General features: G+C 44.0%; 14 protein-coding genes. 8 read left to right on the forward strand and 6 right to left on the reverse strand.

The annotated features are described in order from the left end of the window. The first annotated feature begins 1,458 nt into the window (after window positions 1-1,458). Both C2M36_RS04320 and C2M36_RS04325 read left to right on the forward strand, forming a co-directional pair. Window positions 1,459-2,484 (forward strand): DNA cytosine methyltransferase, encoded by a 1,026-nt coding sequence (locus C2M36_RS04320; RefSeq protein ID WP_105253838.1) that lies wholly within the window; start codon window positions 1,459-1,461, stop codon window positions 2,482-2,484. Next, window positions 2,481-3,422: an NgoMIV family type II restriction endonuclease gene (locus C2M36_RS04325; protein WP_105253839.1), complete on the forward strand. Its 942-nt coding sequence runs from the start codon at window positions 2,481-2,483 to the stop codon at window positions 3,420-3,422. Before C2M36_RS04320 ends, C2M36_RS04325 begins: the two co-directional genes overlap by 4 nt. 874 nt (window positions 3,423-4,296) lie before the next feature. Here the strand turns inward: C2M36_RS04325 and C2M36_RS04330 are convergent. Genes C2M36_RS04330 through C2M36_RS04340 form a run of 3 tightly spaced genes read right to left on the reverse strand, consistent with a single transcriptional unit; the run spans window position 4,297 to window position 7,293 of the window. Then, the gene (locus C2M36_RS04330; protein ID WP_105253840.1) at window positions 4,297-4,689 is read right to left on the reverse strand and encodes a hypothetical protein; all 393 of its coding nucleotides are present in this window, start codon (window positions 4,687-4,689) and stop codon (window positions 4,297-4,299) included. Continuing rightward, window positions 4,689-7,049, reverse strand: a complete 2,361-nt coding sequence (locus tag C2M36_RS04335; protein WP_105253841.1) for a DUF927 domain-containing protein — start codon at window positions 7,047-7,049, stop codon at window positions 4,689-4,691. Before C2M36_RS04335 ends, C2M36_RS04330 begins: the two co-directional genes overlap by 1 nt. Continuing rightward, complete coding sequence (locus C2M36_RS04340) at window positions 7,039-7,293, reverse strand: helix-turn-helix transcriptional regulator (RefSeq protein ID WP_105253842.1); 255 nt, start codon at window positions 7,291-7,293, stop codon at window positions 7,039-7,041. The genes C2M36_RS04335 and C2M36_RS04340 overlap by 11 nt, the downstream gene beginning before the upstream one ends. A 572-nt stretch (window positions 7,294-7,865) precedes the next feature. Between C2M36_RS04340 and C2M36_RS04345 the strand changes: the two genes are divergently transcribed. The 3 genes from C2M36_RS04345 to C2M36_RS16880 all read left to right on the forward strand — a co-directional run bounded on the left by C2M36_RS04345 (window position 7,866) and on the right by C2M36_RS16880 (window position 9,318). Continuing rightward, window positions 7,866-8,288 carry a hypothetical protein gene (locus C2M36_RS04345; protein ID WP_105253843.1) on the forward strand — a complete coding sequence of 141 codons (423 nt, stop codon included), beginning with the start codon at window positions 7,866-7,868 and terminating at the stop codon, window positions 8,286-8,288. Between the two features lie 125 nt (window positions 8,289-8,413). Further along, complete coding sequence (locus tag C2M36_RS04350; protein WP_105253844.1) at window positions 8,414-8,866, forward strand: Panacea domain-containing protein; 453 nt, start codon at window positions 8,414-8,416, stop codon at window positions 8,864-8,866. A gap of 5 nt (window positions 8,867-8,871) precedes the next feature. Continuing rightward, window positions 8,872-9,318: a hypothetical protein gene (locus C2M36_RS16880; protein ID WP_199883012.1), complete on the forward strand. Its 447-nt coding sequence runs from the start codon at window positions 8,872-8,874 to the stop codon at window positions 9,316-9,318. 265 nt (window positions 9,319-9,583) lie between these two features. On the opposite strand, the gene C2M36_RS04360 is transcribed toward C2M36_RS16880, so the two are convergent. The 3 genes from C2M36_RS04360 to C2M36_RS04370 all read right to left on the reverse strand — a co-directional run bounded on the left by C2M36_RS04360 (window position 9,584) and on the right by C2M36_RS04370 (window position 12,374). Further along, on the reverse strand, window positions 9,584-10,111 hold the full coding sequence (locus tag C2M36_RS04360) for a hypothetical protein (RefSeq protein WP_105253845.1): 528 nt from the start codon (window positions 10,109-10,111) through the stop codon (window positions 9,584-9,586). A gap of 12 nt (window positions 10,112-10,123) precedes the next feature. Continuing rightward, window positions 10,124-11,344 carry a tyrosine-type recombinase/integrase gene (locus C2M36_RS04365; RefSeq protein ID WP_105253846.1) on the reverse strand — a complete coding sequence of 407 codons (1,221 nt, stop codon included), beginning with the start codon at window positions 11,342-11,344 and terminating at the stop codon, window positions 10,124-10,126. Between the two features lie 169 nt (window positions 11,345-11,513). Continuing rightward, window positions 11,514-12,374 (reverse strand): YicC/YloC family endoribonuclease, encoded by an 861-nt coding sequence (locus C2M36_RS04370; RefSeq protein ID WP_105253847.1) that lies wholly within the window; start codon window positions 12,372-12,374, stop codon window positions 11,514-11,516. A 168-nt stretch (window positions 12,375-12,542) separates the two neighbouring features. Here C2M36_RS04370 and rph point away from each other — a divergent pair, with 168 nt between their 5' ends. Genes rph through C2M36_RS04385 form a run of 3 tightly spaced genes read left to right on the forward strand, consistent with a single transcriptional unit; the run spans window position 12,543 to window position 14,378 of the window. Next, window positions 12,543-13,256, forward strand: a complete 714-nt coding sequence (rph, locus tag C2M36_RS04375) for a ribonuclease PH (RefSeq protein ID WP_105187768.1) — start codon at window positions 12,543-12,545, stop codon at window positions 13,254-13,256. A 26-nt stretch (window positions 13,257-13,282) separates the two neighbouring features. Next, window positions 13,283-13,927, forward strand: a complete 645-nt coding sequence (gene pyrE / locus C2M36_RS04380) for an orotate phosphoribosyltransferase (RefSeq protein ID WP_105253848.1) — start codon at window positions 13,283-13,285, stop codon at window positions 13,925-13,927. A gap of 58 nt (window positions 13,928-13,985) precedes the next feature. Beyond that, the gene (locus tag C2M36_RS04385) at window positions 13,986-14,378 is read left to right on the forward strand and encodes a diacylglycerol kinase (RefSeq protein WP_105253849.1); all 393 of its coding nucleotides are present in this window, start codon (window positions 13,986-13,988) and stop codon (window positions 14,376-14,378) included. Window positions 14,379-14,607 lie beyond the last annotated feature (229 nt).

Genomic DNA, 14,607 nt, shown 5'->3' on the forward strand with positions numbered 1-14,607 from the left:
GAAGCCTTCTTGAGCATGGATTTGGCTCTCATTGGACATTCTCCGTTGATGATTTTTTATTATTCACCGAGATTGTTATTATATTTTCGGTGGCTTTTAGTTATTTAATAATCGGCGTTGATGGTCAATTTATTATGTGTACCATTTTGTGTTAAAAGTGTACTAAATTGTTGGTTGCTTTTTATTTGATTGTTTTTTTTGTTTTAATTTATTATTAAACAATGGGTTGTTATTTTATTGTCGATCTAGGTAAATTTCAAATAGAGTATTTGTTCAGTTGTTTTAATGTTTAGATTTTTATTTTAGTTAATTTTTAAGGAGGATTTTAATGTTAAAGTTCTATATTCCATTTAATTATAATTTTTATTTTTAATATAAGTGAAAGAGATAATGAAGATAAATAAACAGTAAAAACAGGAGCTTGGAAAAACTCAGCTAATTGAGCAAAAAGGCACAAAAAAGCCCCGCATAAAGCGAGGCCGGATAAGGTGTCTAATTTCGAGCCGAAGGTTTACTCAATATTTTGGATCTGAATGTGTGGTTAAAATAAAAATTGCAATTAAAACAGTTAGTTAAAGTTTTTATTTTTTGGTTTTTAGATTTCTTGTCACCATTTTGTCACCACTTTTAAAGTTATTAAGGACTTTCAGCAGATAGGTAAATCGTTGTGAAGTACGCACTGGGATACAGATCATGTACTAAGAAACTAAATGATCCTTAGTTGTGTCGTCAAATCGATGGGTTTTTGTGGCTTTTACTAGTCTAGGTGGTAATAACTCTAGTGCATACGGAGGGGTCACTCCATAAATACTGTAAATGTACTATAATTTACTTAAAATCAGAGTGTTACATTGTTTTTTTTGATGGTTTTAAGTTGGCTATACACATCTAATATCTGGGGGCTCTATGCCTTTAAAATCTCGTCTCATTTCTTCTAAACAGCAGCATGTAAGTAATTTCAGTGATGCAGTTCTCGCCAAAGCAACTGGAGTAAGCTGGTCTGAGATGGCTCGTGTGCTTGGTTATTCACATCCTAGTTGCTTCACGCGTAAGTTAAACCGATACCGGGCCGGGAACCAGGTATTGCCTTTACAGCTGTCATGTCTCGTTGAAACAGCGCTGTGGCGGCTTGGGAGGATGCAGACGTATATCACCATTAAACAGTATCGAGAAGGTTGTGAAGGTGTGTCTTGGCATATGCTGCCAAAAGATTTGCGCTAGACATTTGGGGGATAATTTCACTCTGCTAGGTGTAAAGTCACACAGGGGGGGGTGGGGGGTTAAAGGGTCCCCCAAAAAAAACGTAAAAAGGGATGCCTTGTAATACCGAGATATAACGCCCCTATACTTTAAAGTTGGTACTCAGACCGCACGATAAAATTTGGCGTAGGGAAGTTGGTACATAAATGTTATGTGGGTATAATCGCTTGCTATAAGAGCTAATTGGTTCCTTCGATTATGAAAACTATAGAAATGTGTGCAGGTGCTGGTGGGCAAGCTTTAGGCCTGCATAATGCGGGCTTTGAGCATGAGGTGTTAATTGAGATTGACGAGCATGCTTGTTCTACGCTGAGATTTAATAATGAAAAGCTAAATCTAGGATGGAATAAAATAGTCGAAGGTGATTTGAAGGATTTTGCCAATTTTTCAGCAGCTGCCTATCAAGGTGAAATAGCCCTGGTCGCTGGAGGTGTGCCTTGTCCGCCATTTAGCAAGGCGGGTAAACAGTTAGGGGCTGACGATGAAAGGGATCTTTTTCCTACCGCTTTGAAGATTGTACAGTCTGTAAAGCCTTTAATGGTCATGTTGGAAAATGTCCCTGGATTAGCTGAGTCAAAATTTCAACCATATCGAGATGCGATTACTAGCCATTTATCCGATTTAGGCTATTTATCCGAGTGGAAGGTGTTGCAAGCAAGTGATTTTGGGGTGCCTCAACTTAGACCTCGGATGATATTAGTTGCTGTTCAAAAGCCCCATTTTAAGCATTTTGAGTGGCCTGAACCTATTGATACGCCTACGCCAACGGTTGGTGATGCTTTATTTGACATGATGTCAGAAAAAGGATGGGAAGGGGTTGAAAGATGGAGAGAAATGGCTGACGGCATTGCTCCAACTCTTGTCGGTGGTTCTAAAAAGCACGGTGGTCCAGACCTAGGCCCCACTCGAGCAAAGGCTCAATGGCAAGCACTAGGAGTAAACGGGCATAGGGTTGGTAGTTTGGAGGAAGTACCAGGACCAGGGTTTAAAGGTGTCTTAATGCGAAACGGAACCATTCGACCTGGAACCGAGGGTATGCCTCTTCTAACAGTGCCGATGGCCGCAAAAATACAAGGCTTTCCAGCAGACTGGTCGTTTGTAGGAAATAAAACAAATGCATACCGTCAAGTAGGTAATGCATTTCCGCCACCAGTGGCACAAGCTGTTGGGGAAAAATTAATGGAAGTTTTACGAATCGTACAAGGAGAGTATAGAGCGGCATGAGTGTTTTTAGAGACTTAAGACGAGAGTTTCACCTTGAGCTAATAGCTAATGAAACGCTTTCTGTATCCACTTATAAATATGAGAAAGGAAAGAACAAAGGCGAAAGTTATTTAGCCGCAAGTAACGCGGACAAATCACAAAATTTTAGCACGGCAATAGCAAACATTATCGCGGACAAAATCGCGAAGGGTTTGAAACAAGAAGTACACCACGTTAAAAGTAAGCCGCAGGCTCAAACTTTAGGCAATCACTTTGAAGAGGCTTGTAAAAACTTTTTAGCTCGTTCATTTGAACAATTAGGTCATCTTAGACCGGGTAACTGGGTTGTTGAAAAAGTAAGCAGTCGCAGTGGGAATATTATTGGTCGTTTTGAACAGTACGCTCATTTAACACAATTACAACGGTTGGCAAATGAACATAGTGAACTACGCAATTTTTTAGGTGATGGTTATACGATTGCACCTGATGTAGCAGTAATCAGAAAGCCTGAGCCAGACACAGTGATCAACCTAAAATCAAATTTGGTTGATGAAGATACCAGCCTTCAGGCTAGTTTAAGGGCCGACAGAATTAAAGCTAATGACTGTGTTCCTGAACTGCTCCATGCGAGCGTTTCTTGTAAATTTACAATGCGTTCTGATAGAGCTCAAAACACTCGAACAGAAGCACTGAATTTAATTAGGGCTCGAAAAGGTCGTGTTCCTCACATAGTTGCTATTACAGCAGAGCCAACTCCTTCTCGACTGGCTTCCCTAGCTGAAGGGACCGGTGACATTGATTGTGTATATCATTTTGCTTTGTATGAGCTTTTAGAAGCGCTAACTGAAATGGTTGATGAAGATCCAAAATTGGATGCAAACTTGGAGCAGCTAAAATCCATGATTGATGGTAAGCGACTCAAAGATATTAGTGATCTGCCATTAGACTTGGCTGTTTAGTCTGATTAGATGGTCCTAGTTACTTCACATTCAGTTGTCTTGTTATTCGCCCAGCCAATAGTGAGTGAAGGTACTTCAAGTTGAGGCGGTAGTGCTAACAGACAGGTAAAAAATTAAGGGAATTTATAATTTCAGTGCATGGCTCGTGCATTTACTTCGCAGTGGTAGTGAGGGGCTTGGCCGTATTCTCTTCGTGAGTGATGTGTTACGACGACAAAATAGGTTGTTGCCGCTGGTAGAGTTTAGACTTTTCAGGGGGTTATTGTGCCGTAGTAGACCTACCCCCACATTCTTTCGTCGTCAACCTCATTCGGGGAGCTGTTTGTAATGGCATGAGCAGCTCTATACTTACCAGTTATCGTTTAACTCTTCCCGACGCCCCTAAGGACCGCATGGAGGTGATAAATTTCAAATATTGGAAATCTCTACCCGGTCAATCAGCATAAATCGCGCCATATAAATGATAACCCAGTTTGCGCTTCGTGTGATTTCACAAGAGCATATGCCTGTAACTAAAGGTTTTTCAATCCATCTGATTGAACCTGGTTAGTTGTATATTTTACTAATAACAATGGCTGTATGTATGTCGCCTGCGCTATAGCCTACTTAAAGTGAGCTGCGACAAGAAATCTTACGAATTTCAAACGTACTCAAGAACGGCTAGGTAGGTGAGCTATTAATCCCGCTAATACCTGGCATCCCTGTGTTTTGGAAGTAATTACGATAGCGTAAGCGTAGAGGAAGGTGAGGGCCTGTGAAGTTAATTATATAAATTAGACAGGGATTAAAGGGATAGTGGTTTTTTGTGTTTAACAATCTGAATATAAAGAGTATTTTTAATGCCAGCGTGTAGCGCACACTGGCATAGGTGGGATTATGCCTCCGATTCAAAAAGTGCGTTGGCGTCGATGGTATAGAATCGATTCCCATTAATACGCCTGCGCAGCTCTTTGTTATTCCAGCTTTTTTGAAGGCGATCTTTATCGTGAACAAGGCTGCCTTGTGACTTAAGCACATTTGCTATCTTTGTTGCTGAAAAGCCTGGAGCGAGCTTTTCAAGCTCAGTGCCCCTAAGAAGGTAGTAAACGCTTTGTGGGGGTTCGTGCGCGCCTTCCGCCAGCTCACTTTTTGGATCAAATGGCTTGAAGTCATCATATGGTCTAGCTGGCTCGCCTATGGATATTCTATACCCAAGCTGGTTTACGATCTTTTCGCTAGAGTATTCTACTTCGTCTGCATCCGCGAAGCGGGAACTTCCCCAAGCCATTAAGTTTGCACGAACTTTGTCGAGTATAGTCTTACTTCACTTTTGCCTGAGGTACCGCGAGCAAGCAGATAAGCAGCGAATGCGGTGGTTATACCTGCTTCAACACTGCCGGTGGCCCAGCCGGTTAATCCAGCAATGGTCGCCAATTCACCAGCAGCAAGCAAGAGTGCAAATTTATCAATGGCTCGGTGAACTTGGCCATCGTACTCAGGTTTCATGTGCTTTTGTTTGAACTGGCGCATTAACTTCTCTCCTTCAGTTTTTACTAACTCAGTATTTTCAACCAGGTATTTGAGCCAAGCCTCGCCTAAATGGCCGTAACACAGGGTGGTTTGGGCCACTAAATGCTGGGAGAATAATGCCCCTGACTTAAAACCATGAAGTTCTTCGAATAGCCCGTGTTTATCGGTATTTGCGGGGATATTTAGAAGGCGAACTTCCTGCCCTGCATATGCACCTCCTTTGTCTTGCAAAATGTCAGCCGGGGTGCGCTCCCCTGTGGATAGGATCAAAGACCGCCATTTTTGTACTGTACGAAGACCACCGCTTGCTTTACCGCGTTCTTTACCTTGTCCCTGGGCTAGCATATATATGGCCGCGCCTATTGTGTCTGCGCTAGCCTGTTTGATTTCATCTAGGGGCAGTAGCAAGTCGTTATATGCGCTTGATACGTACTCTAGAGCGTTGTCGGTTGTGCGCCAGGTTTTGGTGTATTCGGGTGGGCCATATACACTCGATGCCACTTTTAGTGCGGTTGACTTTCCGAGAGAGGAGTCGCCAACCAAATGGAACCCAATGTTTTCTAAGCCCAAAGGTTTGAGTAAGGGGGCCGCTAAAGCGCAACTGACAGCGGTTATTAGCCGTGAGTTGTCATTGCAGTATGTGCCAATTTCCTGCTGCCATTGTGTTAATGTCCCCTTGGTTGCGACTACCTCCTGAATACCGCCAGCCGTTTGAAGGTATAAAGGTGTGCTGTTACCTAGCGGGCGATAAGAGTGGTGGGGTAAGACAAAACTTCCATCTTCATACCAACCAGTAGTTGATGTGGCATCTGCGATAGGCGCCTCACTGTAGTTGGTCAGGTATGTTAGTAGGTCATTAACTGCTTTAGGTGAGACAGACAACCCCCGATCCGATAGCATCTCAACGAGGGGCTTGTGATCATGTAAGGCTGCGGCGGGCACAGCCTTGGAATGTAATCCCCCGAGTTTGTCTCGCCATTCCAATAAATACCCATGGTTTGCACCATTATAGCCTGAGGTATGGGCTCTTACTCTAATTAGGCTGCTAATACGCCTAGTGTCTATTTCTTCTCCACTTTTGTCGTAAATGATCTTGTGAACCCCGTTTTCATCGAGACGGAAGCCTGGGGAGTACTCTTTTTCAGGGTTTATCCAACCCTTATTATCAGCGATTTTAAATAGGGCGTTGGGGTGGCTGTTTGTCAGTGTGACTAGGTGCTTCATGTTGTCAGTAGGGTCAAAATTGCCACCGACTTCAGAAAGGTATGCCTCCCATAGCCCTAGCATTTTTTCCTTGTGTGGGGTGTGCAAGTATGGGGCTAGGCTGGCACTGAAGGAAATAAACTCGTCATAACTCTCGCCGTAACCAATTTGCTTTAAGTGCTCCACTGGGCCACCTTCAGCAAAGAGTGCATTGAGTAGGTATAGGCCACCTTCAGAGCTGAGCTGTTCAATTTTTTCAAACTGCTGTGGGTCTCGTGTCACTAAATTATTATCTATTGTAACGGTCGAATCTGGTGAGGGTTTGGTGAGCCCCAATTTTTCGTTAATTTCCTGCGTAGTATATTTTGTGTCGCAGCGATCTACTATGTGGCTAAGGAAGGGGGTACTTTTTAGATGGTAGAACCCTGGGACACGCATAATGCGTGGCAAATCGGTAATCGACAAGTCGGTACCCAGGTGGTTCGCAAGTGCCCGTTGTATTATTGAAAACTCTTCTAGGGGGCAGTCTTCGACCAAAAAGTAAATATGGTATTTGCCAGGGCTGGTTTCAATAACCATATTGGGTGCCATGGGTAGGCTCTCGATTACTTCACGATTGTTGCGTTCAGGATCATCGAAGTCCGCAAACAAGGCCCTAACGTGCGTCACGTTTTCTTTTTTGACCCCTTGCCCATCGGTTTGGTTGATGGTTACAAAAACCTCCCAGCCTTTGTCATTTAAGGAGATTAACGAAGCAAGTGAATCTGAATTGATAGCCATTTTGTGATAGGACTTAGCTGGTGCTCCTTTCTTCAGTAGGCGGATTGCAAAGTGGGCATCATTCTCGGGACCTAAACTTTTAAAAAATTGCTCTGCTTCGGCGATACACTGTTTATTTGCTGTGTTATTTTTCATCGAACGCTACCTCTTCTGCTAATTTATTGAGGTTTGAGTACATGACGATAAGTTCGCTTGCTTCCACGCCCGCTACCTCGCTCGCCCAATTGATAACAGTCATAAATGCCCAAGCGTTGCGTCCCCCCGATATTTTTTTGGGAGCAGGAAAGTCGCCGTCTAAGCAAAGTCGATACAAGGTGGATTGGGATAGGTTTGTAAGTTTGCACACCTCTGATGCGCTTAAGAAAAGTGGTAACATCATGTTATACCTCGTAAATAATTAACTTTCTGCGACAGCGAAATGCAAATGCGCAGGAAGGAAAAGTTAAACAATAAGTTTTAATGCGCAGCCACCGTTGGCTTTGCATGCACTGTCATGATGGATGCGGGGTAGGACATCTAAGGCTAAAGTGTCTTAGGAAATAAAAATGTCTTAGGTAAGTTTTGACGCATGAGCAGCTGGATTGGCTAGCTTTGAAATGATGGCGAAGTTAGCCGCTGCCTAAGTTGTAGTAGCTTTAAAGTACTGATGAATAGGTTTAGCTTTAATCTGACTGGCAGCTATGAGCGAGGATCGGACGTTCATCCTTCCACCGAAATCGCAGTGTATACATCCATAATCGTTGAGTTTCTCCCATTGTCAGGAAAACGACCCAATGGGTCGTTTTGTCGTGTCCAGGTTTAGAACAATGTAGCAGAACTTCAATGCTGGTAAGTACTTCCGAAATTTGCTATCAATGGTCATAGGACAAAAAAGAGACAGATTGCGGCAGAAAAACGACCCAATCGCTCGATATTAAATTGTTAGCACTACTTGAATCTACGGAGCCACCGATGAGTACTGAATATAATGGATTAGAATTCAAAACAGAGTTAGAAGCTATTTGGGCAGCGTTTTTTGATTTAGCTGGTTGGCAGTGGTGGTACAACCCTGTTCAAGTGGAAAATTGGAAGCCCGATTTCAAGGTGACTTTTCCTTGTGGCCACTCTGAGTGTGGGGGGAGTCATACCTTATTGGTATCAGTACTTCCTACTCGAGATTTAAACTCACAAAAAGAGCATCCAAGCCTGTTACATTCTTATGGTGTAGCAAATAAAGACGGTAAATATTTAGCTGATGGCGGTGCTCTATTTGGTATCGGGCCACTCGTAACACAATGGCAAATTGTTCATGGCTCGGGTGGTGGAATCGAAGACGTTCATTCTCGAGTTCACAATGCCAACGAGCTATGGGATAAAGCTGCTGCTGCACTCTAGTAGTGCTAACAAAGCATTTATGCGGCGTTATATGCTTCGAGCGTAAAACGTCGTTAGCGTAACAAAAAGATAGTGAAAATTTAGCTATACTGAGGCAGAATGCTCGGTTAAAAGTTGGAGGTTGTATGATTAGTGCAAACCAAGTGGCTGATTTTTTCCTTGCTTTTGCTAAAGAGCATGGCGACTACATCAGCCAATTAAAATTACAAAAAATGGTTTATTACGCAGATGCGTGGTTCTTAGTTAATAATGGTTCCCCGTTGATCTCTGAAGATTTTGAAGCATGGGTTCATGGTCCTGTAGTTCGAACTTTATATCATCGTTTTAAAGATTATCGTTGGAATCCAATACTCGAGGACGTTGAATTTCCCGAGCTAGAAGATGTGGAAACTGAGCATCTTACTGAAATTTATGACGTTTTCGGTAAGTATAGTGGTTATGAACTTGAGCAGATGACGCATGATGAGCTGCCGTGGATTGAAGCTCGAGGTGCTTGTGAGCCAGACGAAGCTTGTGAAAATGTGATCAATAAAGACACTATGCACAGGTTTTACACGGAAGTAGCTGAAGAGGCTTAAGTATATTGGCGAATAAAAAGCATAAACCTAAAGCTCGTCAGCCTAGCAACTCGAAAGGTGGTAACGTAAAGGCTACGCCACTAAAAAATGAGGAAGGTGCAATGATTTTTTCATTTAAGCACCTTCAGCTAGAGCATCCTAAAGGCAAATTTTGCATCAAAGCGAAAGATGGCGACTATATTTTTAAAGTGCTCTCTAGGCTTAAAGACGTATCACAACAGAAAGCTAGTGACTTGCGCCAATCTGGTGGAAAATCTCTTCGTGCTCATACTATAGACTGGTCTTCAACTAGCGAGAAAGACGGCTTTTCTCATTTAAACGAGCAGCTTCAGTCGGTAACTCCTTACCAGTTTCAATTTAGTGCTAATGAGTATGGTCGTATCCACGGTTTCTTTATTGAAAACGTATTCTATGCTATCTGGTTAGACCCTGGGCATGAGCTCTATCCATAAGCGCGAATATAACAAAGCATTTAAGAGTGATTCCCAACGCTTGGCATTTTCAGCTTCGCGTTGGGTTTTGTGTTTATGGTGGTACGGTTTAGTTTTGTGGCAGCGTTGCTCACACCTTAATGCGGCGTTCACCGTCCGCTTCTGGCACAAATGCGACTGTCAGATTCAATTGAGTTTTATTAGTCGAATCTGACAGATAAAATTGACACTTATTCACTTAAGATATCCTGCAATCGGGGTCATTGTGGCGAGGCCTAACAAGTTGTTAGGCTTTTTCCTGTTGGGAAATAGCTTGCAGCTTTTTCCTTTCACGAGTGAAAGCCTTCCGAATTGCGGGTAGGCCCGAGACTCTCACTTCCCCTGCATTTTCGTCGAAGATTGTTACTGACTCCAGCCATCTATACCCTTCAATGGTGGCGCGGCCGAAGGTTTCGCCCTCATTACTTCTAACCCAAGCGAAAAAATGATCATCAGGGTATTCACTAGTTGGAGTAATTGTGGCTCTTAATGCCCTAGGCTTATGTTGTAAAAAAGCTCTGACAACACAGGCTAAGGCTCCCGGCGAACTTGTCTTCCTAGGGCGGGGAGGTGAGGGGGGCGTTTCTTTCCTTTTGATTTTTTCATCCAGCCTATTTAGCGCTTCCTTAGCTGAGAGGAACTCATCATAACGTCGGTTTTTTTCTCTTTTGACATCATTACGCTGGGTCGCGGTATCATACTTAGCCCATGCTTCCTCATATTCATGTAGGGCATTAAAATACTCGATCGCGATTTGCTCTTCGTCCTGGATCATTGTATTTCCTTTCTATCGTTTTTCTTCTAACGGGGTTTTAAAACAGAATGCTGACCATAAGTGCTCTACAAGTTTAGAATGAGCGGCCTTTCTTTCTTCAAAGTAGTCAAATTGATCGTAGGTGGCCATGATGCCAGGTAATTTATGGTTTAAGCACCGTTCGGCTATATGGGGCGCGACTTTCAAGGAGGCTAGATGTGTTCTGAAGGTGCGACGTAGGTCGTGTAATGTAAAATGTTCAACCGATATTTTATCCTGCTTAAACATCTTAGAGAGGGCCGCGTTAAGCGTATCTGGTGATATATGCGGGAATCGCTGAGAGTTACGGCGGTTTGGAAATACATAATCGGCACCACATGCCAATATCTTCAATTCGAACAGCACCTCTACCAGCTGAGGATGCAGCGGATAGGTGATAGCTATACCATTCTTAGAGCGTTCTTTAGGGAGGCGCCATGTGCCCTGAGCAAGGTCAAACTCACTCCAAGGTGCAGATAGCAACTCAAACTTTCTTACTCCCAAACAAACCAGCAGGATGCAGGCTAGGTAGTTTTCCCTAACGAACTGTGTTTGGTGGTGAAGCATGGCACTGAATGCTAGCTGTAATTCATTTTTGCTTAGTACTCGCTCTCGCGATTTTTCTATACCGCCAGCATCTTTTACAGTAAAAGCCAAAGCGGGGTTATGGGTTACTAGGCCAAGCTTCATGGCATGGTTAAATAGTTGCTTACAGTAGCCTAGCGCATCGTTAGCGATTGTAGGCCTTTCCGAGTCACGGATAGATCTAATCATGTCGCGTATTTGCAGTGGTGCAACTTTGTCTATTGGTAGGTCACCAATGGCCGGAGCTATCTCTTTTGCGTAAACACGTCTCGGTATGCCTGGGTGCTTGAGTCGATGCTCGCATTCATCAAGCCAGTCGCTCGCTACTTGATTCACTGTACGGTAGCTTTCAAAGTAAGTGGCGCGTTCTTTTCCTAGTTTTGGATTTATACCTTCTCGAAGCATCAGTCTTTTTTCTGCTGCTAAGTCACTGGCTTGACGTAGAGTTAGCTTGTCAGTTGAGCTGCCGTAGCTCCCAAGAGTGAGTTCTTTGCGTGAGTTTCCCCATGTGTAACGGAATACCCAGCTAGGTTTTTTGGTTGAGGAAATTCGTAAATAAAGGTTGTTGTCGACGCGGAACCGGCCTTGCTCGCCTTTTTGTACTAAAGATTTTATTTGCTGCGCATTCATTAATGGTGACAAAGTAAGTGACTTAGTCTATTAAACGTAGACCTTGTCACCAGTTTTGTCACCACTAAAATGACGTTAATTGAAATGTTATGAACAGATATGAATATGACAATTGTACTTAAATCAATCGGATAGCCACATCTGAAACGGCTTGATTATAAATGAAAGCTTATTCAATATTCTGGATCTGCTCACGCATCTGCTCAATCAATACCTTCAATTCAACGGCGGCGTTGGTGACTTCGGTGTTAATCGATTTCGACGCCAGGGTATTCGCTTCGCGGTTAAACTCTTGCATCATAAAATCAAGGCGTCGACCACAGGCACCACCTTTTTTAAGGATTTTATGGGTTTCCTTTACGTGCGACTTAAGGCGGTCGAGCTCTTCAGCAACATCTTGCTTTTGCGCTAAGTAGATAAGCTCTTGCTCTAGGCGGTTTTCATCGATCTCGGCCTGCAGTTCTTCAAGCTTTTGCGATAGCTTCTCGCGTTGCCATTTGATCACTTCCGGCATGTGCGTTTCAACTATGGCCACTTGTTCAAGAATGGCGTCTAAGCGGGTGCTGATCATCTGCTCCAAGTTTTCGCCTTCGCTGCCACGGGCCGCTTTAAAGTCTTCAATGGCACCATCTAAACCGGCAAGTAACTCGCCTTGCACGGCGTCCATATCCATTTCTTCGGCTTCCATTACACCTGGCCAGCGCAGGATATCTACCGGGTTAATATCGCCTTTGCTTTGTGCTTGCACCCATTGAGCACTTTTTACCAGTTGTGAGGCCAAGGATTCGTTGATGTTCAACTCACCGACATGGGCTGGGTTGGCGGCAAATTTTAGGAAGACCTCAACCTTACCCCTTTGCAGGTTTTTTCGCAGGCGTTCACGGATCACAGGCTCTAAACCACGAAATTGCTCGGGGGCGCGAATAAAAGTTTCTAAGTAACGTTGGTTTACGGAGCGAATTTCCCAAGTTCCGGTACCCCAGTCGCCTTTCACTTCTTGGCGAGCATACGCAGTCATGCTGTGGATCATGAATGATTTCCTAATTTTGAATAGCAGTATCGCTATGATTATACCTTAACAAAATGTGAGCTCTAGCAGAATTTTCCAGCAAAAATGGCCATTTTCATAAAAGTGCCGTGGCATAGCCGCGGGTGAACACATATAATGAACGAAATTTTTTATTGAAGGGGATAGTGAATGCGTCCTAGTGAAAGAACACCTAATCAAATTCGCCCAGTGACCTTTACTCGCCAATACACCATGCATGCAGAAGGTTCGGTATTGGTTGAGTTTGGCAATACCAAGGTTTTATGTACGGCGAGTGTTGAAGCGGGTGTACCGCGCTTTATGAAAGGCCAGGGTAAGGGTTGGGTTACCGCAGAATACGGTATGTTGCCGCGTTCTACCCATACTCGCAATAACCGTGAAGCGGCGCGTGGTAAACAAGGTGGACGCACCATGGAAATTCAACGCCTTATCGCGCGTGCCTTGCGCGCGGCGGTTGATTTAAAAGCCTTGGGTGAAAACACTATCACCATCGATTGCGATGTAATTCAAGCCGATGGCGGTACGCGTACCGCATCAATTAGCGGTGCATGCGTTGCGCTTGTTGACGCCCTGACGTATATGCGTAGTAAGGGTATGATCAACACTAACCCGCTAAAACATATGATTGCGGCTATTTCCGTGGGTATCTATAACGGTGAGCCAATCAGTGACTTGGAATACCTAGAAGATTCTGCGGCTGAAACCGATATGAACGTGATTTTGACCGAAACCGGTAAAATCATCGAAGTACAGGGTACCGCAGAGGGTGAACCATTCTCATTCGATGAGCTTGAGCAAATGCTAAGCCTGGCGAAGCATTCTATTCGTGAAATCATCGATATCCAAAAGCAAACCTTGGCCTAACCCCTAACAGCTTGACGAGTAGAGTAATGAAAGAATATCAAAAGCAGTTTATTGAATTCGCACTAGCCAAACAGGTTCTTAAGTTTGGTGAGTTCACCTTGAAGTCTGGACGCACCAGCCCGTACTTTTTTAATGCCGGCTTATTTAATACGGGTAAAGACCTGGCCAAACTAGGCCGTTTTTACGCCGCCGCTCTGGAAGATGCGGGTATCGAGTACGACCTATTATTCGGCCCTGCCTATAAAGGGATTCCAATTGCCACTACCACGGCGGTAGCTTTAGCGGATCATTACGATAAAGACGTACCTTATTGCTTTAACCGTAAAGAAAAGAAAGATCACGGTGAAGGCGGTAGCTTGGTCGGCTCCGAGCTTAAAGGTAAGGTCATGCTGGTGGACGATGTGATCACTGCAGGCACGGCCATTCGTGAGTCGATGGAAATCATTGCTGCCAATGGTGCGGATCTGTCCGGCGTCCTAATTGCACTAGACCGTCAGGAAAAGGGCAAGGCTGAATTATCGGCGATTCAAGAAGTAGAGCGCGACTTTAATACGCAGGTTGTCTCTATTGTTAAGTTAGCAGACCTTGTTACCTACTTGGAACAGCAAGGTGATATGGACGAGCACCTGCAGGCGGTCAAAGCGTACCGCGACCAGTACGGTGTAGCCTAATATAGAGTAAAGAGCCCCTGCAATGGGGCTTTTTTTTGGCTGAATAAAAGAGTACGCGATGCAAGTAAATTCCAATAAACCCAACGGCCAAGGTATAGGACGATTAGTTAAAGCCTTACGTTGTACTTATCTCGGCCTAAGCGCGGCAATAAAAGAAGAAGCGGCTTTTCGTCAAGAGCTGGCCTTAGCGCTACTGTTATTGCCCCTGTCTTTTATTATTGCAACCGACATTATGCATTGGTTGGCTTTAGTGGTTGTGCTGTTACTGGTACTTATCGTCGAATTGATCAATTCAGCGATTGAGGCGCTGACAGATAGAGTCTCTACCGATATGCATGTGCTATCCGGGCGCGCCAAGGATATGGGTTCTGCGGCGGTGACCTTATCTCTACTGATAGCCGCCTTGGTATGGGGCGTGAGTCTTTATCAATATATAGCGGGTGTTTTATAAGCACAGATACAGTTAAAACAGCGAAAAAGGCCATTAAAAGGATATTTAATGGCCTTTTTTAATGCCTTTTGTGTGTAATTTGCGCAAACGATCCGTTTTTCGCAATTTTCTTTAAAAAAGGGGTTGCGTCGAAATCGTTTCTCCCTATAATGCGACCCCACTGAGACGGCAGGCAGCAACGCATAGCGAGGCGCTAGCGACTCAGGGAGTCAAGTAAAACTGAGTTTTG

This window comes from Pseudoalteromonas sp. T1lg75 (assembly GCF_002964705.1).
Classification (GTDB): Bacteria; Pseudomonadota; Gammaproteobacteria; order Enterobacterales; family Alteromonadaceae; genus Pseudoalteromonas.